Raw genomic sequence first — 19,491 nt, 5'->3', positions numbered from 1 at the left:
GACCCGTCGGGCCGCGCCCGCCGCCACCCGGACGGCCTCTTCCCGCTGGGTAAGGGAACGGCAAAGTCCCCTCGCTCGTTCACCCGGCATGACAGCTATGACCCCCGGCTCGAACATTCCTCTCTCCGCCGCCCGTGTCACGGTCGACGTGGCCGCGCCCGTGCGGCTGGACGTTTCGGGCCTGCTGCTCACCGGCGACGGCAAGGTGCGCTCGGACGACGACTTCATCTTCTACAACCAGCCCTCCGGCCCGGGCGTGACCTACCGCTCGGGCGGCGGCACCGCGCCGGACGCGATCACCGTCGACACGGCCGCGGTGCCGCCCGGCATCGAGAAGATCGTGGTCACCGCCAGCCCGGACGCCGCCGGGCAGACCTTCCAGGGCATCGAGCCCACGGCCACCATCCGCGACGCGGACGACGGCTCCCCGCTGGCCACCTTCACCCCGCCCCGGCTCGGCACCGAGACGGCGCTGGTGATCGTGGAGATCTACCTGCGCGGCGGGCAGTGGAAGGCACGGGCCGTCGGCCAGGGGTACGCCGACGGGCTCGCCGGCATCGCGACCGACTTCGGCGTGAGCGTGGAGGAACCGCCGGCCGCCCCGCAGCAGCCGGTGGCCCCGCCGCACCCGGGCACCCCGCCGCAGCCGACGGCCCCGCCGCCCGCCCCCCACACCCAGGTCACCGGGCCGGTCGCGCCGCCCCCGCCCGCGCCGTCGGCCCCGCCCGCCGCCGGCACCGGGAAGGTCAACCTCGACAAGGGCCGGGTCAGTCTTCAGAAGAACCAGACGGTGTCCCTCGTCAAGGGCGGCCGGCCCCTGCTGTCCCAGGTGAAGATGGGCCTCGGCTGGGAGCCCGCCTTCCGCGGCGCGGACATCGACCTGGACGCCTCGGTCATCGCCTACGGCCCGCAGCGCAACCACATCGACAGCTGCTACTTCGGCAAGCTGTCCATCCTGGGCGGCGCGGTGAAGCACTCCGGCGACAACCTCACGGGCGAGGGCGCTGGTGACGACGAGGTCATCGTGGTCGACCTCGGACGCCTCCCGCAGGAGGTCACCGGCCTCGTCTTCACGGTCAACTCCTTCTCAGGCCAGAAGTTCACGGAGGTCGCCAAGGCGTACTGCCGGCTCCTGGACGCCGGAACCGGCGAGGAACTGGTCCGCTTCGACCTCACCGGCGCCGAGGCCCAGACCGGCGTGATGATGGCCAAGCTGATCCGGCAGTACTCCGGCGAGTGGGAGATGACGGCCATCGGCGACTTCGTCAAGGCGCGCACCGTACGGAACATGGTGAAGCCGGCCGCCCAGGCACTGTAGGCACCACGGCGGCGCGGTGCCCGGCGCACCTCCTGGCCCCGCGCCGCGCCGGCACGCCCGCCACCCGGAGCCGGTGCTTGGCCGTACCCGGAGCCGGGCCCCTCCGGTACCGGACCAGACGCTGCGCCCGGGCCCCGCGGCCCCGGCACCTCCCGGGAGCCGGCCACCGCGGCCCGGGCACCGGCGTACCGGGCCGCCCGATCCCGTGACCGGCCGAGCCCCCCACCTGCCGTGCCCTGCCGCGCCCGCCCCTGCCGTGACCGCCGCCGGGCACGGGTGCGCTCAGGCCCGCAGGCCCTCCAGCAGCAGGGACAGATAGCGCCGGATGTGCGCCCCCTGCCCCGCCTGCTGTCCGTCGGCCAGTTCGGACGCCGTCGCCACGCCGTGCGCCAGCCGCAGCAGTTCGAGCGGTTCCAGGTCCGCCCGCAGGGTCCCCTCCCGCTGCGCGGCCTCCGCCAGCCGGGCCGCGGCGCCCTTGAGCGACGTACCGCACACCGTGACCGCCGCCGCGCTGCCGTCCGTGACGGCCGACCCGAGCAGCGCCTTCAGACCGCGCACCTGGATCGTCCAGACGCACAGCTCCTCCAGCCAGGCCGTCAGCGCCCCGCCCGGCGGCAGGTCCCGCGCCAGCTCGTCCGCGCGGGCGGCGATCGCCTCGATCCGGTCGACGTAGGCCGCCTCCAGCAGCGCCTGCCGGTTCGGGAAGTGCCGGTACAACGTGCCGGAGCCGACGCCGGCGCGCTTGGCGATGTCGTCGAGGGACGCGTTCTCCCCGTGCTCGGCGAAGGCCCGCGCCGCCACCTCGAGCAACCGCTCGTAGTTGCGCCGGGCGTCCGCGCGCATCGGCCTGACCTGCGTCATCCAGACCCTCCTCGCGAACCGGGGACCATCTCCGTAATTTACCGGAGCCCCGGACGCGGGGGCGGGCCCGGCCCCGGACGACGGACTCGTCCGGGGCCGGGGGCCGGCGGTCCCGTGCTCAGCCGGTCGGTCGGTCCCGTCCTCAGCCGGTCCACGGCCAGTCGGCGTCCCGCCCGGCTTCGAGCAGCTGCACCATCCGGAAGGCCGCGTCCGACAGGCCGCCGAAGGTGTGCCGTCCGTCCCGGCCGGACGGCCCGTGCCCCGCGCGGTACCCGGCGAGGTTCCAGGTGTAGACCGGCACGTGCGGCGGGATCTGCTCGGTCGGGTCGCCGTGCCGGCTGGGGGCGTACTGCTCGTCGGTGACGATCAGCACCCGGTCGTGCCCCCGGTAATGGCGCCGTACCGCCTCGGTGGTGTCGGTGCCGCCGAGGTCGCCGAAGCGGTCCAGGATCTTCAGCACCGACTCGCCCCGCCGGAAGGGCACCGGGTCGCTCGACGACCCGAACTGGACGAGGTCCGCGTGCGCCGCGCGCAGCGCCAGCGCCGTGCCGAAGACGGCCGCCGCGTCCGCCCGGTTCAGTTCGGAGCGCTCCGACATCCGCGACCAGAACATCGACCCCGAGCGGTCCACGAGCACCAGCGTCCGGCCCGGCAGCGCGGGCACGTTGGCCAGCGAGTGGCCGAGCGCCTGCTCCAGCGGGTACGCCCAGCGCAGCGACGGCGCGTGCTGGTAGGCGGCCAGGTACCGGAAGGGGAACTGCCGTGAGCGGGCCACCTGCTCCGGGTCGCTGATCTTCGCCGCGACCCGTGCGGCGGCCTCGTCCGAGACGCCGGCCTGGTCGAAGTTGCGCAGGTTGCGCACGAGCGCCATCACGCCCATGGACCCGATGACGGCCTCCCAGGCCGCCCGGTCCATCGGGCCCTGCAGCCAGCCGGCCAGCGCCTCCCAGGTCAGGCCCGCCGCGGCCAGCCGCTCGGCGCCGTCGGCGGAGGTGACCACCGCGCGCCGCTCGGCCACCGGCAGCGCCATCAGCTCCCGGTGCGCGGTGAGCACCGGGTCGGACGCCGGCGGCACCGCCGTCTCGGGGTGGTGCCGCCGGTCCAGCGCGTACCGGAACAGTTCGCCCTGCCCCGGCTTGTCCGGGTCGGGCACCGCGTGCACGAGGTTGAGGATGTCGCCGAAGCGGTAGCCCTTGGAGGCGGTGTCGTACTTCAGCAGCGACCGGGCGTGGTACAGCCGGCGTACGGCGTCGGCGATCCCGCGCTTGACGGGCTTGGGCACGGCCCGCCCGTACGTCGCCGTCCAGTACGCCAGCAGTTCACCGGGCTCGTCCGGCCGCCGCAGCACCGAGTCCACGACCTGCCGGTTGGCGGGGCCATCGGTCGCGCCCGCCGCCAGCCGGGCGTGCACGTACTCGGCGGCGCCCACGACCGCGGCGGTGCGCAGGTTGCCCTCGCCGCGCAGCCAGCCGAGCAGGCCGGCCGTCCAGGCCGGGTCGGTGACGGCGAGTTCGCGCACGAGCCGCACGAACCGGTCGTCGCGGTCGGCGCCGTCCTCGTAGAAGGTCCGCTGCGACACCATGTGGGAGACCGCGAGCAGGAAGAGTTCCGAGCGCGCGTCCCGCTCCCGGCCCCGGCCGCCCTCGTGGGTGCGCAGCACGCGCCCCGTGGACGTCACCCGGGAAACGGGCTGCGGACGGGCGGTCCTGGTGTTGAATCGCGCCATCGTGAATTCCCCCGAATTCGTTTCACCGTGTTTTCGCGGTGTTCCGGAGGGAGGCGCGGCAGAAGGAGGGTGCCCGAGATCAGGGGTCGGCGACGGACTGTGTCAGATGCTCTGCCTGTTGAGCTACACCGGCCCTGAGCCGATGACGGGACTCGAACCCGCAACCGTCCGATCCGGAAGAAGTAACCGTTGCCTGCGCACCGGGCACCCACCATGAGCCGCGCCTCCCGAGATCAGTTCGGCAGCGGCGTGGATTCTGTGCGAAGAAGTAGCCGCGGCCGGCGCACCGGGAGGTGCGTGAAGCTTTCGGTGTCCAGAGATCGAGGGCGGCTGAACCGACGTGTGGTGCTCTGCCTCTGAGCTACACCGGCGCGTGGTGCCGGTGGCGGGATTCGAACCCGCGGCCTCCCCATGATGAGTGGAAGTAGGTCCTGCCTGTCGCACCTGGACGTGCATCACTCTAGGAGGGAGACCGCGGGCCGGGCGAACGAATTTGTTCCGCGGCCCGCTCGCCCGTGCTCGGGCCGGGGAGGCGTTCGCCCCGGTTCGTTCAACCGCCCTGTGCGGAGCGCGCCTTGAAGGCCGCCTTGCGGGCCTCCTTCGCGATCTTCTTGTCGGGGTGCAGCCGTCCCATGGCCTCCAGGACGTCCGCAGTCCGCGGGTGGTCCACCCGCCAGGCCGCGGCGAAGAACCCGCTGTGCTGCTCGGCGAGGCCCTGCACCAGTGCGTGCAGTTCGTCGGACTCGCCCTCGGCGGCCAGTTGCGCGGCCACGGTGTCGATGGTGAGCCAGAAGATCATGTCCTGGGTCGGCGGGGGCACGTCGGGAAGGCCGCGCTCGGTCAGCCAGACCCGGGCGAGACCGCCCAGTTCGGCGTCGTCGAGCACCTCGCGCAGCGCCGGTTCGGCCACGGCGCCCACCAGGGACAGCGCCTGCTGGCAGCGCAGACGGCGCAGCGGGGCCCCGGCGTCCGTGCCGCGCGCCGCGGCGAGCAGTTCGCGGGCGGCGGCCAGGGGTTCGCGGCGCGCCAGCCACTGCTCGGTCTCGGCGTGCGTGGCGGCGGGCGGGAAGGCGGCGGTGCCGTCGAGCAGCGCGTCCGCTCCCTTGTCCGCGAGGTCGCCGACGGCCGGGGCGTCGTGGCCGGCCTCCAGGAGCCGGGCGCGCATGCCGTACAGGCCGAGCGGGGTGAGCCGCACCATGCCGTACCGGGCGACCTCCACCTCGTCGTCGGTCACCGGCGTCCCGGCGGCCTCCCCCGTCCGCTCCGCGCCCTCGCCGTCCGCGGCCTCCCCGGTGTCCTCCAGAAGGGCCTCGTCCACCGGCCGGTAGTCGACGAGCCCGACCGGCTCCAGCAGCCGGAACTGGTCGTCCAGCCGCATCATCGCGTCGGAGACCTGTTCCAGTATGTCGTCGGTGGGCTCCCCCATGTCGCTGGGCACGATCATGGAGGCGGCGAGCGCGGGCAGCGGCACGGGAGCGCCGGCGGGGCCCTCCTCGCCGACGGTGAGCAGGTACAGGTTGGCGAGCACCCCGTCCAGGAACTCCGCCTCGGCCTGCGGGTCCCAGTCCAGCGTGGAGAGGTCGACGGCGCCGCCCTCGTCCATCGCGTCGATCAGGCCGTCCAGGTCGGGCACGCTCGCGTCGGCCAGGACCGCGTCCAGCGCGGACAGCCAGACGGTGAGCACGTCGTGCGGGGAGCCGCCGGTGAGCAGCCGCAGTTCCGCGCCCGCCGTGACGGTGCCCTCCTCCTCGTCGGTGATCTCGACGAGCCCGGTGTCGACGGCCAGCCGCCACGCCTCGCTCGCCCAGGCCGCCGCGTCGTCGCCGTCGAGCCCCAGTTCCCCGGCGGCGGCGGGCAGTTGCTCCGGCACCAGCGCGCCGCCGGCGTCGACCCGGGTCGCGGGTCCGGCCCACCGGGCGAGCCGGGCGGCCCGGGACAGGAGCGGGGTGGCGAGGGCGTCCCGGGCCAGTTCCGGTTCGGAAGCCAGCCGCACCGGCGGCAGCGGGGACGTGTCTGACATCGACTGGTTCTCCTAGGACCTGGTGGCCGGGGGTGCGCGCCCCCCGGGCCGAAAAAGCCTGACGACTCAACCGCTCAGCCTAGACGGATTTCCACCCATGCCGACCGGTTCATCTGCCGGACCCCTCGCGTACATGGCCGAAACCTTGACAACCACCCTGGCCGCGCAGGAGATTGACGCGCGTAGAAATTCGGGGGGCAGCTGTTCACCGACCGCTCTGCGCGCCGCGCCGCCCGCCGGTCGCGGCGTCCGGTTCCACGCACCACCCTCGTCCCGGCGCTCCTGTACGTCCCCGGAGGGATTCCGTTGCCCAGCAAGTCTTCCGCGCGGCTGGCCGCGCTGACCGTCGCCGCCGTCTGCTCCGCGGCGGCGGTCACCCAGATGATCGTGCTCCCCGCGCCCGCGCACGCGGACTCAGTGCGCATCCATGACATCCAGGGCACCACCCGGATCTCCCCGTACGCCGGCCAGAAGGTCTCCGACGTGGCCGGAATCGTCACCGGGGTCCGTACCTACGGCTCCTCGAAGGGCTTCTGGATGCAGGACCCCGACCCGGACGCGGACCCGGCCACGAGCGAGGGCGTCTTCGTCTTCACCAGCTCCGCCCCGAAGGCGGCCGTGGGCGACTCGGTGACGGTCACCGGCACGGTCTCCGAGTACGTCCCCGGCGGCACCTCCTCGGGCAACCAGTCGGTCACCGAGATCACCAAGCCCGCCGTCACCGTGCTCTCCGCCGGCAACGCCGTCCCGGCCCCGGTCGTCCTCGACGCGGAGTCGGTGCCCGCGGCCTACGCCCCGGCCGGCGACAGCGCGGCGAACGGCTCGGTCAACGCCCTGCCGCTGCGCCCCGATCACTACGCCCTGGACCGCTACGAGTCGCTGGAGGGCATGAACGTCCAGGTCCAGGACGCCCGCGTGGTCACCGCCACCGACCCGTACACCGAGCTGTGGGTGACGGTGAAGCCGCACGAGCACGCCACCCGGCGCGGCGGCACGGTCTACGGCTCCTACGACTCCCAGAACACCGGCCGGCTCCAGATCCAGTCGCTGGGCCCCACCGCCGGCTTCCCCGTGGCGGACGTCGGGGACACCCTCGCGGGCGCCACCACCGGCCCGCTGGACTACAACCAGTTCGGCGGCTACACGCTGGTCGCCGACCGGCTCGGCACGCTGGAGAGCGGCGGTCTGCGGCGCGAGACGACCCGCGCGCAGTCCCGTGGCGAGCTGGCGGTGGCCACCTACAACGTGGAGAACCTGGACCCGTCCGACACCACCTTCGCGGCGCACGCCTCGGCGATCGTGCACAACCTGCGCTCGCCCGACATCGTGTCGCTGGAGGAGATCCAGGACGACAACGGCGCCACCGACGACGGCACGGTCACCGCGGGCGTGACGATGACCAAACTGATCGACGCGATCGTCGCGGCGGGCGGCCCGCGGTACGAGTGGCGCTCCATCGACCCGGTCGACGACCAGGACGGCGGCGAGCCCGGCGGCAACATCCGCCAGGCCTTCCTGTTCAACCCGGCCCGGGTCTCCTTCACCGACCGCCCCGGCGGTGACTCCACCACCGCCGTCGGCGTCACCCGGGTGCACGGCAAGGCCGCCCTGACCGCCTCCCCGGGCCGCGTCGACCCGGCGAGCGGGGCCTGGAAGTCCAGCCGCAAGCCGCTGGCGGGCGAGTTCGTCTTCCACGGCCGCACGGTCTTCGTGATCGCCAACCACTTCGCGTCCAAGGGCGGCGACCAGGGGCTGACCTCGCAGTACCAGCCGCCGGTGCGCGGCTCGGAGACGCAGCGCCACCTCCAGGCCGCCGAGGTGAACTCCTTCGTCAAGGACATCCTGAAGGTCCAGCGGAACGCGGACGTGATCGCCCTCGGTGACATCAACGACTTCGAGTTCTCCGGCACCGCGCAGATCCTGGAGGGCCGCGGCGAGCTGTGGTCGGCGATCAAGTCGCTGCCCAGGAGCGAGCGGTACACGTACGACTACCAGGGCAACGCGCAGGTCCTGGACCAGATCCTGATCAGCCCCTCGATCCGGCACGGCCACCGCTTCGACTACGACAGCGTGCACATCAACTCCGAGTTCCACGACCAGATCAGCGACCACGACCCGCAGGTGCTGCGGCTGCGCCCGTAGCGGGCGGCTGCGGCCGGGCGGCGACGCGCCCGGCCGCGGCCGGGCCGGCCGGCTTCAGGCGGGGACGAGCCCGAGCGCGTGCTCGTAGCGGCTGACGGTGCTGCTCTTGATGCCGGGCCAGGTCTGGACGCGCTTCCACTGTCCGGTCGGTGACCCGACGCCGTCGCCCGGGGCCGCGAGTGCTTCCCGGTGCGCCCGGGCGCTCTCCCACTCGGCGTAGTTCAGGACCCGTGTGCCGTCGGTGCTCAGGTGGAAGTGGGCGGCGATCCCGCCGGGGTGCGGGTCCGGCTCCCCGTCCAGGGCCTCGAGGACCGCGTCGGCCCAGGCGCGCTGCCGGCCGGGGTCGGGGCCGTCGAACTCGACGTCCACGATCACGATGCTCCCGGGCACCCGTCCGGGACGGCCGACGGAACCGCGGTGGTACCGGTAGCGGCCGAGCCGCACCCGCTCGATGCCGGGGACGGCGGTGTCGATCTCGTCGACCCGCTCCTCCCGGTGGGTCTTCACGAACGCCTCGAACGCCTGCTCGCTCGCCCACTGCGAGTGGTGGAGCAGCGTGGAGCCGTCCTCGCCGGTGTAGACGTGGTACGAGAGCAGGTCGCGGGCGGGCCAGGGGCGGCGGGTCCAGGTCTCGGCGATGGCCTCGACGGTCTGCCGCTGCCGCTCGGGGGTTCCCACCCGCCACGTGCTGAAGAGGGGCGCGCCCACGCGCGGGTCGGTGAGGACGGGGTGCGCGGTGGTACGGCGGGTCGTACGGGGTACGGACATCATCTGAGCGGGCCTCCATGCTCGCGGGAGACGGCGGACGGCACGGCGTCCGACCGGGGCGTCCCCCACTCTCGGACCTCAACCAAAGTCGAGGTCAACCCCTGCTCCGCGCGGCACCGCCCCACCGGGCGCGACCCGCGTGCCGCGGCACCGCCCCACCGGAGCACGACCCCCGCGCCCACCGCACCGCCCCGCGAGCCCAGACTGAAGCCACCCCGCGCCGACGAGGACGGGCAGCGCGGGCCCCGGAGCACGAACGCGAGGGACACGTACGTGGCCCACCCGGCACCGCACCCTGGCGGAACCGGAACCACCCGGCGGCCAGAGCGCGGTCCGTGTCGGCGCGCGGACCGTATCCGGGGACGGCCGTCTTCGCGGGCAACCCTGACCGCGCGCGGGACCAGCCCCGTCCGCGAGCGGGCCGTATCCGGGGACGGCCCGTCTCCGCGCGGGCAACCCTGTCCGCGCGCGGACCGTGTCCGCTACCAGCCCGTCCGCGAGCGGGCCGTGCCGCGTACCAGCCGTCCCCGCGAGGCAACCCTGTCCGCGCGCGGGGCCGTACCCGAGCACACCAGCCCCGCCCGCGAGCGGACCGTATCCGGGGACGGCCCGTCTCCGCGCGGGCAACCCTGTCCGCGCGCGGGGCCGTACCCGAGCACACCAGCCCCGCCCGCGAGCGGACCGTACCCGCGTACCAGCGGTACCCGAGCACCCAGCCCGGCCCTGCCCGGCGAGCGGGCCGTGCCGCGTACCAGCCGTATCCGCGCGCCGGCCCTCTCGGCGCGCGGGCCGTGCCCGCGCCGGCCCTCTGCGCGTACCAGCCGTATCCACGCACCAAGCCGTATCCGGGCGGGGTGCCCCTTCCGCGAGCGGTGTCCGGTACGGCACGCCGCCGCCCCTCCTGCCGCCCGCGCCGCCCACGCGCGCCCCGGCGCACGTGGGCGGCGCGCCACTCGCTCGTGGCGCGCCGCACCTCGGCCGTACGCAGCGTCCTCTCAGTTGTGCGCGCGCCGCCGCCGCAGCAGTCCCGCCGTCAGCGCGACCATTCCCGCCGCGCCCAGGATCAGCAGCGGGCGCGGATGGCGGCGGCAGGCGCGGGCGGCGTCGCTCACCGGCCGGCCGGCGGACTGCCGTGTGCGCCGCAGCGCCTGGGCGGCCCGTTCCTCGGCGCGGTGCCCGGCCTGCGCGGCACCGCTGCGCATCTGGACGCTCATCGCCCCGGCGCGGTCCCGCAGGTCGGCCGCGCGGGCCCTCGTGCGGCCCTTGACGTCGGCCTTCGCCGCCAGTTCCTCGACGGTGTCACCGAGCCGGGTCCTGGTCTGCTCGATCTGCCGGCGCAGTTCGTCCGGCCCCTTCGCTCCCAGGGCCCGCGCGGCCCCGCCGGCCGCCCCCTGCCTGCCGTCGGTCATCGGTGGTGTGCCCTTTCCTTGAGTTCCTCGACGTCCGCCTTGACGCTGCCGAGCGCCTGCTGCGGTGTGGGCGGTCCGGCGCGCCGCAACTGGGCGCGTCCGGTCAGGGCCAGCAGGCCCGCGAGCGCGAACAGCACGCCGGTCACGATGAGCGCGGCGGCCCACACGGGCAGCACCAGCGCGAGCGCCGCCACACCCGTCCCGGCGAGCGCGAACACCCCCACGTACGCGAGTGCGCCCGCCGCGCCCAGCAGTCCGCCGCCGCGCCCCATGCGCCGCCCCTTGACGGTCAGCTCCTCCTTGGCGAGGGCGACTTCCTGCCGTGCGAGCAGGGAGAGCTGTTCGGTGGCGTCGTGGACGAGTTCGCCCACCGACCGGTCGTGCGCCGGGCGGTCGCCCGCCACAGGGTGCCGCGCGCGGACAGGTCTGGCATCGATGGTCCCGGTCACGGTGTCCCGCCTCCTCTCGGTCCGGGAGGGCCGGGTACCCGTGGACGCCTCCGCTACCCCTGGCCCGTGCCGCCCGGGCCGCGCTCGCCGAGCAGGGCCAGCTGGGTCTGGAACCAGTCGAGCCGGGCCTGCAACAGGGCGGCTTCCGCGACGAGTTCGGGCAAGCCCGGGCCTTCGCGGCCGTCCGGACCGGCCGCGTCCGCGAGGCCCGCCGGACGGCCCGCGGCGGTCGGGGCGGCCTGACCGGCCACCACCGCCGGGCCGGGTTCGGCGAGGACCCGCAGGCCGTCCCCGGCCAGCCGGGCGAACCCGGTGAGGGTCAGGGCCGTACGGCCCCGCACGCAGCCCGCGCAGGCGGCGGCCAGGGCCCGCCGGCCGGGCCGGCCCCAGCCCGCGTCGGCCAGCGCGGTGGCGGGCGCGCCGCACGCGCAGGGTCCGACCGTCATCGTCCGCACCCGCTGGCGGGCATAGCGGTACCCGCGTTCGAAGCGGATGTAGGCGCCGAGGACGGACACCTCCAGGAGCACCGCGGACCGGTGCTCGGCGGTGCACAACAGTGCCTGCGCGGCGGCGCGTTCGTGCACGCAGTGGAAACCGCAGTCGCAGAGCCGGGCGGGCGGCCGGTGCCGGCGGCCGTAGACGCAGCCGGCGTCCGCGACGACGCCGTACGGCAGCGCACCGCCGAGCGACACTCCGGTGAACCCGGCCCGGGTGCCGTCCCGCGACAGCACCGGGTGGGCGATCTTGTAACCGGTCGGCGGCTCCGTCGGGTGTTCCGTCGGCAGCCGCAGCCTCATCGGGCGGCCGGGACCTCTTCGGGCGCGGTGGCGGCCGGTGTCTCCTCCGGGACCCGGACGGCCTCTGCGGGAGTCTCCTCCTCAGCCGGCCGCGGCTGCTCCTCCTCCTGCGCGACTCCGGTGGCCAGTGCCTTGCCGAGCTTCATGACGCCTCCCATGAGCTGCCGGTCAGTGACCTTCACCACCCATGGTGACCCAAACGGCGGACTTTGGACACAGCACACCTTCGTTCCAGCATTGCTTACCAATTCCCCGTAGAAGAATTAAGTGGAGCTTCATGAAGGGTCGGCCGAGACTACCTCCATGACGACGATCGCGAAGAGCACACCGGGTGCCGGTGAACCCGCCCGCCCCGTCGGCCGCACCCTGTGCGCCATGGTCACGCCCTTCACCCCGTCGGGCGCCCTCGACCTGGACGGCGCCGGACGCCTGGCCGACCGCCTGGTGAGCGAGGGGTGCGACGGGCTCGTCCTGAACGGCACCACCGGCGAGTCGCCGACCACCACGGACGCCGAGAAGGCGGACCTGGTCCGCGCCGTCCGGGAGGCCGTCGGGGACCGGGCCACGCTCGTCGCGGGCGTGGGCACGGCCGACACCCGGCACACCGTCGAACTCACCCTGGCCGCCGAGAAGGCCGGTGCCGACGCGGTGCTGGTGGTGACGCCGTACTACAGCAGACCGCCGCAGGACGCGGTCGAGGCGCACTTCCGCACGGTCGCGGACGCCTCGGGGCTGCCCGTCGTGCTCTACGACATCCCGGCCCGCACCGGCACCCGCATCGAGGCCACGACGCTGCTGCGACTGGCCGCGCACCCGCGCATCGTCGCCGTCAAGGACTGCTCCTACGACTTCCTCGGCGTCCAGAAGCTGCTGGCACGCACCGACTTGGCGTTCTACGCGGGCTGCGACGAGCACAACCTCGCCCTCTACGCGGTCGGCGGTGCGGGATACGTGAGCACGGTCGCGAACGTCGTCCCCGGCCGACTGCGCGCCGTCCTGGACGCGTTCGACGCGGGCGACACGGCGCGCGCCGCCCGGCTGCAGCAACAGGCCATGGAACTGGTCGAGTCGACGATGAACGCGGGACTGCCGGGCGCGGTCACCGTCAAGGGCCTGCTCAATGCGCTCGGGCTGCCCGCGGGCCCGGTCCGCGCGCCCCTGCGCCCCGCGGACCGGGCGACGGTCGGCGGCCTGCTTGCGGCCTGCGAACGGCTCCTGGCGTCGGCGCCCTGACCCCGCTGGACGCCCGGAGCGGTCACGGAGTACGCGGCGGGCCGTCCGGTCGCCCGGCGTCACGGAGTACGCGGCGGGCCGCCCGGTCGCCCGGCGGTCACGGAGTACGCGGCGGGCGGCCCGGTCGCCGGGGCGGGACGACGGGCAGGGCCCGGCGGACCCCGCGCCCGTGACGGCAGAGCACCCCGGGGTCGCCCTGCCGCACCACGTGGGCCCGCGCCGGGGCCCGCGCGCCCCGGACCTCGCGGCGCCGGCCGCCTCCGCGGCCCTCGTCACCCCGCGGGGCCCGCCTGCGTCACCGCTGGAAAAGCATGCGGCGCCCCTCCTGACGGAAAGGGCGCCGCACCGTGACGACCGCTCGTCGCGACCTCAGTTGTGGCTGTGCAGGATCTCGTTGAGCCCGCCCCAGACCGCGTTGTTCGGGCGGGCCTCGACGGCGCCGGTGACCGAGTTGCGGCGGAAGAGGATGTTGGAGGCGCCGGAGAGTTCACGGGCCTTGACGATCTGCCCGTCGGGCATGCTGACGCGGGTGCCCGCGGTGACGTACAGGCCGGCCTCCACGACGCACTCGTCGCCGAGCGCGATGCCCACGCCCGCCTCGGCGCCGATCAGGCAGCGCTCGCCGATGGAGATGATCACGTTGCCGCCGCCGGAGAGCGTGCCCATGGTGGAGGCGCCGCCGCCGATGTCCGAGCCGTCGCCCACCACGACACCCGCCGAGATGCGGCCCTCGACCATGGAGGTGCCGAGGGTGCCCGCGTTGAAGTTCACGAAGCCCTCGTGCATGACCGTGGTGCCCTCGGCGAGGTGGGCGCCGAGGCGGACCCGGTCGGCGTCGGCGATGCGGACGCCCTTGGGGGCCACGTAGTCCGTCATGCGCGGGAACTTGTCGATGGAGGTCACCTGCAGGTGCAGGCCCTCGGCGCGGGCGTTGAGCCGCACCTTCTCGACGTCGTCGACGGCGACCGGACCCAGCGACGTCCAGGCGACGTTGGCGAGGAAGCCGAACATGCCGTCCAGGCTCAGGCCGTGCGGCTTGACCAGGCGGTGGGAGAGCAGGTGCAGGCGCAGGTAGACGTCGTGCGCGTCGATCGGCTTCTCGTCCAGCGAGGCGATGACCGTACGGACCGCGACCACCTCGACGCCCCGGCGGGCGTCCGGACCGGTCGCCGCGGTCGCGCCGCCGCCGAGCAGTCCGGCGGCGCGCTCGGCGGACAGCCGTTCGGTCCCGGCCGGGCCGGGCTCGTCCGTCAGTTCGGGGGCGGGGAACCACGTGTCGAGGACGGTGCCGTCGGCGGCGATCGTGGCGAGTCCGGCGGCGACGGCGCCGGTGGTGCGGGGAGCAGTGTCGGTCATGGGGAAAACCTAACGTGGGGGCGGGTGCGGGAGCGAACCGTGTCTCACGTGCCGGGCGGCCTCGGTGGGATCACCCGAGCCAGCACCTCGCGGGCGTACTCCTCGTCGTACGAACCGCCCGTCAGCAGCACCTGGAGGCAGATGCCGTCCACCAGGGCGACCAGGGCCCGGGCGGTGACCGGGTCGGTGTGCCGGGACAGGAGGGCCGCGAGGCCGTCGGCCCACTCGGCGGCGACGGGACGCAGGGCGGGGCGGCGCAGGGCGGCCAGATACAGCTCGTACTCCAGCTCGACCCCGGTGCGGTCGCCGGCCAGCCACTCCCCCGTCACGGCGGCGAGTTCGCGCGCCAGGTCGGGGTGCGGGGCATCCAGCGCGCCGCGCGCGGCGACCGCCTCGGCGAAGCCGTCGTCGGCCTGGCGCAGGGCGGCCACCAGCAGGTCGTCGAGGGTGGCGAAGTGGTACGTCGTGGAGCCGAGCGGCACATCGGCCTCGGCGGCGACGGTGCGGTGGCTGAGCCCGGCGATGCCCCTGGCCCCCACGACCCGGATCGCCGCGTCGATGATCCGCTGCCGTCGGCCCGGATCGTAGCGCCGGGGCATCAGTGGGCGCCGCCCAGGTTGAGCACCACCACGCCGAGGATGATCAGCGCGATCCCGGCGATCTTGGTGAGGGTCATCCCCTCCCCCAGGAAGGCCACGCCGATGGCGGCGATGGCCGCCGTGCCGATGCCGGACCAGATGGCGTAGGCGGTGCCGACGTTGAGGGTCTTGAGGGTCTGGGCGAGCAGCGCGAAGGAGATCAGGTAGCCGAGCGCGGTCAGTACCGAGGGGCCCACCCGGCTGAACCCCTCGCTGTACTTCATGGCGGTGGTGCCGGCGACCTCGGCGGCTATGGCGCCGGCCAGGAAGAGGTATCCCATGTGTACGAGCGTACATAACGGCGGAGGCCGGGGGCAGGGGGCGCGGACAGCGGAACGGCGGCACCCGAGGGGTGCCGCCGTTCCGTTGCCGCGTCCGTCAGACGTTGAACCCGAGCGCCCGAAGCTGCTCGCGGCCGTCGTCCGTGATCTTGTCCGGACCCCACGGCGGCATCCAGACCCAGTTGATGCGCAGCTCGTTGACGAGACCGTCCGTGGCGGACTTGGCCTGGTCCTCGATGACGTCGGTGAGCGGGCAGGCCGCCGACGTCAGGGTCATGTCGACGGTCGCGATGTTCGACTCGTCGACGTGGATGCCGTAGATCAGGCCGAGGTTGACGACGTCGATGCCCAGTTCGGGGTCGACGACGTCCATCAGGGCCTCGCGGAGCTCCTCCTCCGAGGCCGGCTTCATCTCCACGGTCTCGCTCATGCCGTCTTCCTTTCGGCGTCGGCGCCGTCCAGCGCCTGGGCCGTCGCGTCCTTCCAGGCCATCCAGCTCAGCAGGGCGCACTTGACCCGGGCCGGATACTTGGACACCCCGGCGAACGCGACCGCGTCCTCCAGGACCTCCTCCATCGCGTCGTCGGGCTCGATCTTCCCCTTGGACTGCATCAGCTCCAGGAAGGTCTCCTGGATCCTCTGCGCCTCGGCCAGGTCCTTGCCGACCAGGAGGTCGTTCAGCACCGAGGCCGAGGCCTGGCTGATGGAGCAGCCCTGCCCCTCGTAGCTGACGTCCTCGATCGTCGTACCGTCGTACTTCACACGGAGGGTGATCTCGTCGCCGCACGTCGGGTTGACGTGGTGCACCTCGGCGTCACCGTCCCGCAAGCCCCGCCCGTGCGGGTGCTTGTAGTGGTCCAGGATGACGTCCTGGTACATGGAGTCCAGCTTCACGCCTCAGCCCCTCATCCGAAGAAGTTCCGTACGTGCTCCAGGCCGTCGACCAGGGCGTCGATCTCGGCCGGCGTGGAGTACAGATAGAACGACGCTCGCGTGGTCGCAGGAATTCCGTAGCGCAGGCAGACCGGGCGGGCGCAGTGGTGGCCGACCCGGACGGCGATGCCCTGCTCGTCGAGGACCTGGCCCACGTCGTGCGGGTGGATGTCGCCGAGCGTGAAGGAGATCGCGGCGCCGCGGTCCTCGGCCGTGGTCGGGCCGATGATGCGCAGGTCGGGGACCTCCGCGAGCCGCTTCACCGCGTACTCGGTGAGGGCGTGCTCGTGCGCGAGGACCTTGTCCATGCCGATCGCGTTCAGGTAGTCGATCGCCGCACCCAGGCCGATGGCCTGCGAGATCGGCGGGGTGCCGGCCTCGAACTTGTGCGGGGCGGGGGCGTAGGTCGAGGAGTGCATCGACACCGTCTCGATCATCTCGCCGCCGCCGAGGAACGGAGGCAGGTCCTCCAGGAGTTCCTGGCGGCCCCAGAGCACGCCGATGCCGGTCGGGCCGCACATCTTGTGGCCGGTGAAGGCCACGAAGTCGGCCTGCAGGGCCTGCACGTCCAGCGGCATGTGCGGGGCGGCCTGCGAGGCGTCGACGCAGACCAGGGCGCCGACCTCCTGGGCGCGGCGCACTATCGCCTCGACCGGGTTGAGGGTGCCGAGGATGTTGGAGACCAGCACGAAGGAGACGATCTTCGTCTTCTCGGTGATGACCTCCTCGATGTTCGACAGGTCCAGGCGGCCGTCGTCGGTCAGGCCGAACCACTTCAGCTTCGCGCCCGTGCGCTGCGCCAGCAGCTGCCACGGCACGATGTTGGAGTGGTGCTCCATCTCCGTGATGACGATCTCGGTGTCGTGGTCCACCCGGTAGGGCTCGTCGGCCCAGCCCAGCATGTTCGCCACGAGGTTGAGCGACTCGGAGGCGTTCTTCGTGAAGATCACCTCGTCGCGGCTGGGCGCGTTGATGAACGCCGCGACCTTGTCGCGGGCGCCCTCGTACAGCGCCGTGGCCTCCTCGGCGAGCACGTGCACACCGCGGTGCACGTTGGCGTTGTGCTGTTCGTAGTACTCGGACAGCACGTCGAGCACCTGGCGCGGGGTCTGGGAGGTCGCCGCGTTGTCCAGGTACACGAGCTTCTTGCCGTCGTGGACCAGTCGGTCCAGGACGGGGAAGTCCTTGCGGATCGCCTCGGTGTCGAGGAGGCCCGGCAGCTGTGTCACGCGGATGCGCCACCCTTCACGTATGCCTCGTAGCCCTCGTTCTCCAGCTTGTCCGCCAGCTCCGCACCGCCGGACTCGGCGATGCGGCCGTCGGCGAACACGTGGACGAAGTCGGGCTTGATGTAGCGCAGGATGCGCGTGTAGTGCGTGATCAGCAGGGTGCCGACCTCGCCGGTCTCGCGGACGCGGTTCACGCCCTCGGAGACGATCCGCAGCGCGTCGACGTCCAGGCCGGAGTCGGTCTCGTCGAGGATCGCGACCTTCGGCTTGAGCAGTTCCAGCTGGAGGATCTCGTGGCGCTTCTTCTCACCGCCGGAGAAGCCCTCGTTCACGTTGCGCTCGGCGAAGGAGGGGTCCATGTGGAGCCGCTCCATGGTCTCCTTGACCTCCTTCACCCAGGTGCGCAGCTTGGGGGCCTCGCCGCGGATGGCGGTGGCGGAGGTGCGCAGGAAGTTGGAGACCGAGACGCCGGGGACCTCGACCGGGTACTGCATCGCCAGGAACAGGCCGGCGCGGGCCCGCTCGTCGACGGACATCTCCAGGACGTCCTCGCCGTCGAGGGTGACGGTGCCCCCGGTGATCGTGTACTTCGGGTGACCCGCGAGCGAGTAGGCGAGGGTCGACTTGCCGGAGCCGTTGGGGCCCATGATGGCGTGCGTCTCGCCCTGCTTCACGGTGAGGTCGACGCCCTTGAGGATCTCCTTCGTGGCGTTGTCGGCCTCGACGGTGACGTGCAGGTCTCGGATTTCAAGCGTTGCCATGGATGCCTCAGGACTCCTGGGAGAGGGAGACGAGCACGTCGTCCCCTTCGATCTTTACGGGGTATACGGGGACGGGACGCGTCGCCGGAAGACTGTCGGGCTTGCCGGAACGGAGGTCGAAGCGCGAGCCGTGCAGCCAGCACTCGATGTGGCAGTCGTCGACCTCGCCCTCGGCGAGCGAGACGTTCGCGTGCGAGCAGATGTCGTGGATGGCGAACACCTCGCCCTCGGTGTGCACCACGGAGATGGGCGTGCCGTCGAGTTCCACCCGCTTCGGGGTGTCCGCCTCCAGCTCGCTCAGCGCGCACACGCGTACAAAGGCACCGCTCATGCGACGGACGCCTCCAGCTCCTCCTCGATCTTGGCGAGCAGGCGCTCCTCGATGTCCTCGACACCGATCTGCTGGACCAGTTCGGCGAAGAAGCCACGGACGACGAGGCGGCGGGCCTCGTGCTCCGGGATGCCGCGGGCCATCAGGTAGAAGAGCTGCTCGTCGTCGAAGCGGCCGGTGGCGCTGGCGTGGCCGGCGCCGACGATCTCGCCGGTCTCGATCTCCAGGTTGGGCACGGAGTCGACACGGGCGCCGTCGGTCAGCACCAGGTTGCGGTTCATCTCGTAGGTGTCGGTGCCCTCGGCCCGGGCCTCGATGAGCACGTCACCGATCCACACCGCGTGCGCCTGCTCGCCCTGGAGGGCGCCCTTGTACACGACGTTCGACTTGCAGTGCGGGGCGTCGTGGTCGACGAAGAGGCGGTGCTCCTGGTGCTGGCCCGAGTCGGTGAAGTACAGGCCGAGCATCTCGACCTCGCCGCCGGCCCCGGCGTACGTCACGCGCGGGTGCAGCCGGACCACGTCGCCGCCGAAGGTGACGACGACCGACTTGAAGGAGGCGTCCCGGCCGACCAGCGCGTTGTGCTGGCCGACGTGGACGGACTTGTCGTCCCAGTCCTGGACGGAGACGACGGTGAGCTTGGCGCCGTCGCCCAGGAGGTAGTCGACGTTGGCGGCGAGCACCGCGTCACCGGTGTGGTCGATGACGACGACGGCCTCGGCGAAGGCGCCCAGCTCGACGACCTGGTGGCCGTAGGCGACCCCGCCCTCGCCGTGCACCGCGATGCGGATCGGCTCGGTCAGGACGGTCTCCTTGGGGACGGTCACGACCGAGGCCTGCTCGAAGGAGGAGTAGGCCTGGGCGGCGACGCGGTCGACCGGGGTGCCGGCCTTGCCGAGCCGCGCGTCGTCACGGCCGACGCTCTCCACGGTCACGCCCTCGGGGGCCTGGATGTCCACCTTCACGCCGGTGCCGGTGGCGGTCGCGGTGCCGTCGTGCAGACCGCGCAGCCGCTCCAGCGGGGTGAAGCGCCATTCCTCCTCCCGGCCGTGCGGGACCGGGAAGTCCGCCACGTCGAAGGACGGGGGCGCGCTCATGCGGGTCGCGACGGTCGACTCCGCGGCCACCGCGATCTGGCCGGCGGTGGTGGAACCCACCGGTGGGGGCGCCCCCTGTCCGAGCGGAGTCGGGGACTGGGGGGAGTTCTGGGCCTCAGCCATGGCTGTCGGTCTGCTCTCT

At 73.1% G+C, this 19,491-nt stretch carries 20 protein-coding genes; 3 read left to right on the top strand and 17 right to left on the bottom strand.

Annotated features, from left to right (window positions below):
- Positions 1-97: 97 nt before the first annotated feature.
- Positions 98-1,318, top strand: coding sequence for a TerD family protein (locus IG64_RS26805; RefSeq protein WP_037860819.1), 1,221 nt, complete (start codon positions 98-100; stop codon positions 1,316-1,318).
- A gap of 282 nt (positions 1,319-1,600) precedes the next feature.
- Here IG64_RS26805 and IG64_RS26800 read toward each other — a convergent pair whose 3' ends face one another.
- The 3 genes from IG64_RS26800 to IG64_RS26790 all read right to left on the bottom strand — a co-directional run bounded on the left by IG64_RS26800 (position 1,601) and on the right by IG64_RS26790 (position 5,925).
- Entirely contained in the window at positions 1,601-2,179 is a 579-nt protein-coding gene (locus IG64_RS26800) for a TetR/AcrR family transcriptional regulator (RefSeq protein ID WP_037860817.1), read from the bottom strand.
- A 142-nt stretch (positions 2,180-2,321) separates the two neighbouring features.
- A complete protein-coding gene (locus IG64_RS26795; RefSeq protein ID WP_037860816.1) occupies positions 2,322-3,905 on the bottom strand; it encodes a TROVE domain-containing protein in 1,584 nt (527 codons plus the stop codon).
- A gap of 550 nt (positions 3,906-4,455) precedes the next feature.
- Positions 4,456-5,925 carry a hypothetical protein gene (locus IG64_RS26790; protein WP_037860815.1) on the bottom strand — a complete coding sequence of 490 codons (1,470 nt, stop codon included), beginning with the start codon at positions 5,923-5,925 and terminating at the stop codon, positions 4,456-4,458.
- Positions 5,926-6,231: 306 nt separating this feature from the next.
- On the opposite strand from IG64_RS26790, the gene IG64_RS26785 reads away from it, so the two are divergent.
- The gene (locus IG64_RS26785; protein WP_037860814.1) at positions 6,232-8,067 is read left to right on the top strand and encodes an endonuclease/exonuclease/phosphatase family protein; all 1,836 of its coding nucleotides are present in this window, start codon (positions 6,232-6,234) and stop codon (positions 8,065-8,067) included.
- 54 nt (positions 8,068-8,121) lie between these two features.
- Here IG64_RS26785 and IG64_RS26780 read toward each other — a convergent pair whose 3' ends face one another.
- The 5 genes from IG64_RS26780 to IG64_RS41255 form a co-directional block, all read right to left on the bottom strand.
- On the bottom strand, positions 8,122-8,838 hold the full coding sequence (locus IG64_RS26780) for an antibiotic biosynthesis monooxygenase (RefSeq protein ID WP_051813370.1): 717 nt from the start codon (positions 8,836-8,838) through the stop codon (positions 8,122-8,124).
- A 992-nt stretch (positions 8,839-9,830) separates the two neighbouring features.
- Positions 9,831-10,244: a DUF3618 domain-containing protein gene (locus IG64_RS26775; RefSeq protein WP_037860812.1), complete on the bottom strand. Its 414-nt coding sequence runs from the start codon at positions 10,242-10,244 to the stop codon at positions 9,831-9,833.
- Positions 10,241-10,693 (bottom strand): phage holin family protein, encoded by a 453-nt coding sequence (locus IG64_RS26770; protein ID WP_420709985.1) that lies wholly within the window; start codon positions 10,691-10,693, stop codon positions 10,241-10,243. Before IG64_RS26770 ends, IG64_RS26775 begins: the two co-directional genes overlap by 4 nt.
- Before the next feature lie 53 nt (positions 10,694-10,746).
- A complete protein-coding gene (locus tag IG64_RS26765) occupies positions 10,747-11,490 on the bottom strand; it encodes a hypothetical protein (RefSeq protein WP_037860809.1) in 744 nt (247 codons plus the stop codon).
- The gene (locus tag IG64_RS41255) at positions 11,487-11,675 is read right to left on the bottom strand and encodes a hypothetical protein (RefSeq protein WP_158771646.1); all 189 of its coding nucleotides are present in this window, start codon (positions 11,673-11,675) and stop codon (positions 11,487-11,489) included. Before IG64_RS41255 ends, IG64_RS26765 begins: the two co-directional genes overlap by 4 nt.
- Positions 11,676-11,793: 118 nt before the next feature.
- On the opposite strand from IG64_RS41255, the gene dapA reads away from it, so the two are divergent.
- Positions 11,794-12,723, top strand: a complete 930-nt coding sequence (gene dapA, locus IG64_RS26760) for a 4-hydroxy-tetrahydrodipicolinate synthase (protein WP_063758842.1) — start codon at positions 11,794-11,796, stop codon at positions 12,721-12,723.
- 369 nt (positions 12,724-13,092) lie between these two features.
- On the opposite strand, the gene dapD is transcribed toward dapA, so the two are convergent.
- From dapD to sufD, 9 genes are all read right to left on the bottom strand, one after another.
- Positions 13,093-14,079, bottom strand: coding sequence for a 2,3,4,5-tetrahydropyridine-2,6-dicarboxylate N-succinyltransferase (gene dapD, locus IG64_RS26755; protein ID WP_037860805.1), 987 nt, complete (start codon positions 14,077-14,079; stop codon positions 13,093-13,095).
- Between the two features lie 44 nt (positions 14,080-14,123).
- Positions 14,124-14,678, bottom strand: a complete 555-nt coding sequence (locus IG64_RS26750) for a TetR/AcrR family transcriptional regulator (protein WP_037860804.1) — start codon at positions 14,676-14,678, stop codon at positions 14,124-14,126.
- Positions 14,678-14,998 (bottom strand): DMT family transporter, encoded by a 321-nt coding sequence (locus tag IG64_RS26745; RefSeq protein WP_037860802.1) that lies wholly within the window; start codon positions 14,996-14,998, stop codon positions 14,678-14,680. Before IG64_RS26745 ends, IG64_RS26750 begins: the two co-directional genes overlap by 1 nt.
- A gap of 97 nt (positions 14,999-15,095) precedes the next feature.
- Positions 15,096-15,428, bottom strand: coding sequence for a metal-sulfur cluster assembly factor (locus IG64_RS26740; protein ID WP_010039749.1), 333 nt, complete (start codon positions 15,426-15,428; stop codon positions 15,096-15,098).
- On the bottom strand, positions 15,425-15,892 hold the full coding sequence (gene sufU, locus IG64_RS26735) for a Fe-S cluster assembly sulfur transfer protein SufU (protein WP_037860801.1): 468 nt from the start codon (positions 15,890-15,892) through the stop codon (positions 15,425-15,427). The genes IG64_RS26740 and sufU overlap by 4 nt, the downstream gene beginning before the upstream one ends.
- Before the next feature lie 11 nt (positions 15,893-15,903).
- A complete protein-coding gene (locus tag IG64_RS26730) occupies positions 15,904-17,160 on the bottom strand; it encodes a cysteine desulfurase (RefSeq protein WP_037860800.1) in 1,257 nt (418 codons plus the stop codon).
- Positions 17,157-17,921 carry a Fe-S cluster assembly ATPase SufC gene (gene sufC / locus IG64_RS26725; RefSeq protein ID WP_037860799.1) on the bottom strand — a complete coding sequence of 255 codons (765 nt, stop codon included), beginning with the start codon at positions 17,919-17,921 and terminating at the stop codon, positions 17,157-17,159. The genes IG64_RS26730 and sufC overlap by 4 nt, the downstream gene beginning before the upstream one ends.
- 7 nt (positions 17,922-17,928) lie before the next feature.
- Positions 17,929-18,252: a non-heme iron oxygenase ferredoxin subunit gene (locus tag IG64_RS26720; RefSeq protein WP_037860798.1), complete on the bottom strand. Its 324-nt coding sequence runs from the start codon at positions 18,250-18,252 to the stop codon at positions 17,929-17,931.
- Positions 18,249-19,472: a Fe-S cluster assembly protein SufD gene (gene sufD / locus IG64_RS26715; protein WP_107474366.1), complete on the bottom strand. Its 1,224-nt coding sequence runs from the start codon at positions 19,470-19,472 to the stop codon at positions 18,249-18,251. Before sufD ends, IG64_RS26720 begins: the two co-directional genes overlap by 4 nt.
- Positions 19,473-19,491 lie beyond the last annotated feature (19 nt).

This window comes from Streptomyces sp. NRRL S-340 (assembly GCF_000720185.1).
In the GTDB taxonomy this organism is placed as follows: domain Bacteria; phylum Actinomycetota; class Actinomycetes; order Streptomycetales; family Streptomycetaceae; genus Streptomyces.
Note: the sequence above shows the minus strand (reverse complement) of the source record. Positions and strands in the feature narration are given on the sequence as shown.

Excerpts from the sequence above, each read along its gene's own strand:
- IG64_RS26775 (WP_037860812.1), bottom strand. The coding sequence starts at position 10,244 with ATGACCGACGGCAGGCAGGGGGCGGCCGGCGGGGCCGCGCGGGCCCTG.
- IG64_RS26800 (WP_037860817.1), bottom strand. The coding sequence starts at position 2,179 with ATGACGCAGGTCAGGCCGATGCGCGCGGACGCCCGGCGCAACTACGAG.
- IG64_RS26795 (WP_037860816.1), bottom strand. The coding sequence starts at position 3,905 with ATGGCGCGATTCAACACCAGGACCGCCCGTCCGCAGCCCGTTTCCCGG.
- sufC (WP_037860799.1), bottom strand. The coding sequence starts at position 17,921 with ATGGCAACGCTTGAAATCCGAGACCTGCACGTCACCGTCGAGGCCGAC.
- IG64_RS26740 (WP_010039749.1), bottom strand. The coding sequence starts at position 15,428 with ATGAGCGAGACCGTGGAGATGAAGCCGGCCTCGGAGGAGGAGCTCCGC.
- IG64_RS26765 (WP_037860809.1), bottom strand. The coding sequence starts at position 11,490 with ATGAGGCTGCGGCTGCCGACGGAACACCCGACGGAGCCGCCGACCGGT.
- IG64_RS26790 (WP_037860815.1), bottom strand. The coding sequence starts at position 5,925 with ATGTCAGACACGTCCCCGCTGCCGCCGGTGCGGCTGGCTTCCGAACCG.
- IG64_RS26750 (WP_037860804.1), bottom strand. The coding sequence starts at position 14,678 with ATGCCCCGGCGCTACGATCCGGGCCGACGGCAGCGGATCATCGACGCG.
- IG64_RS26805 (WP_037860819.1), top strand. The coding sequence starts at position 98 with ATGACCCCCGGCTCGAACATTCCTCTCTCCGCCGCCCGTGTCACGGTC.
- IG64_RS26780 (WP_051813370.1), bottom strand. The coding sequence starts at position 8,838 with ATGATGTCCGTACCCCGTACGACCCGCCGTACCACCGCGCACCCCGTC.
- sufD (WP_107474366.1), bottom strand. The coding sequence starts at position 19,472 with ATGGCTGAGGCCCAGAACTCCCCCCAGTCCCCGACTCCGCTCGGACAG.
- dapA (WP_063758842.1), top strand. The coding sequence starts at position 11,794 with ATGACGACGATCGCGAAGAGCACACCGGGTGCCGGTGAACCCGCCCGC.
- dapD (WP_037860805.1), bottom strand. The coding sequence starts at position 14,079 with ATGACCGACACTGCTCCCCGCACCACCGGCGCCGTCGCCGCCGGACTC.
- IG64_RS26720 (WP_037860798.1), bottom strand. The coding sequence starts at position 18,252 with ATGAGCGGTGCCTTTGTACGCGTGTGCGCGCTGAGCGAGCTGGAGGCG.
- IG64_RS26745 (WP_037860802.1), bottom strand. The coding sequence starts at position 14,998 with ATGGGATACCTCTTCCTGGCCGGCGCCATAGCCGCCGAGGTCGCCGGC.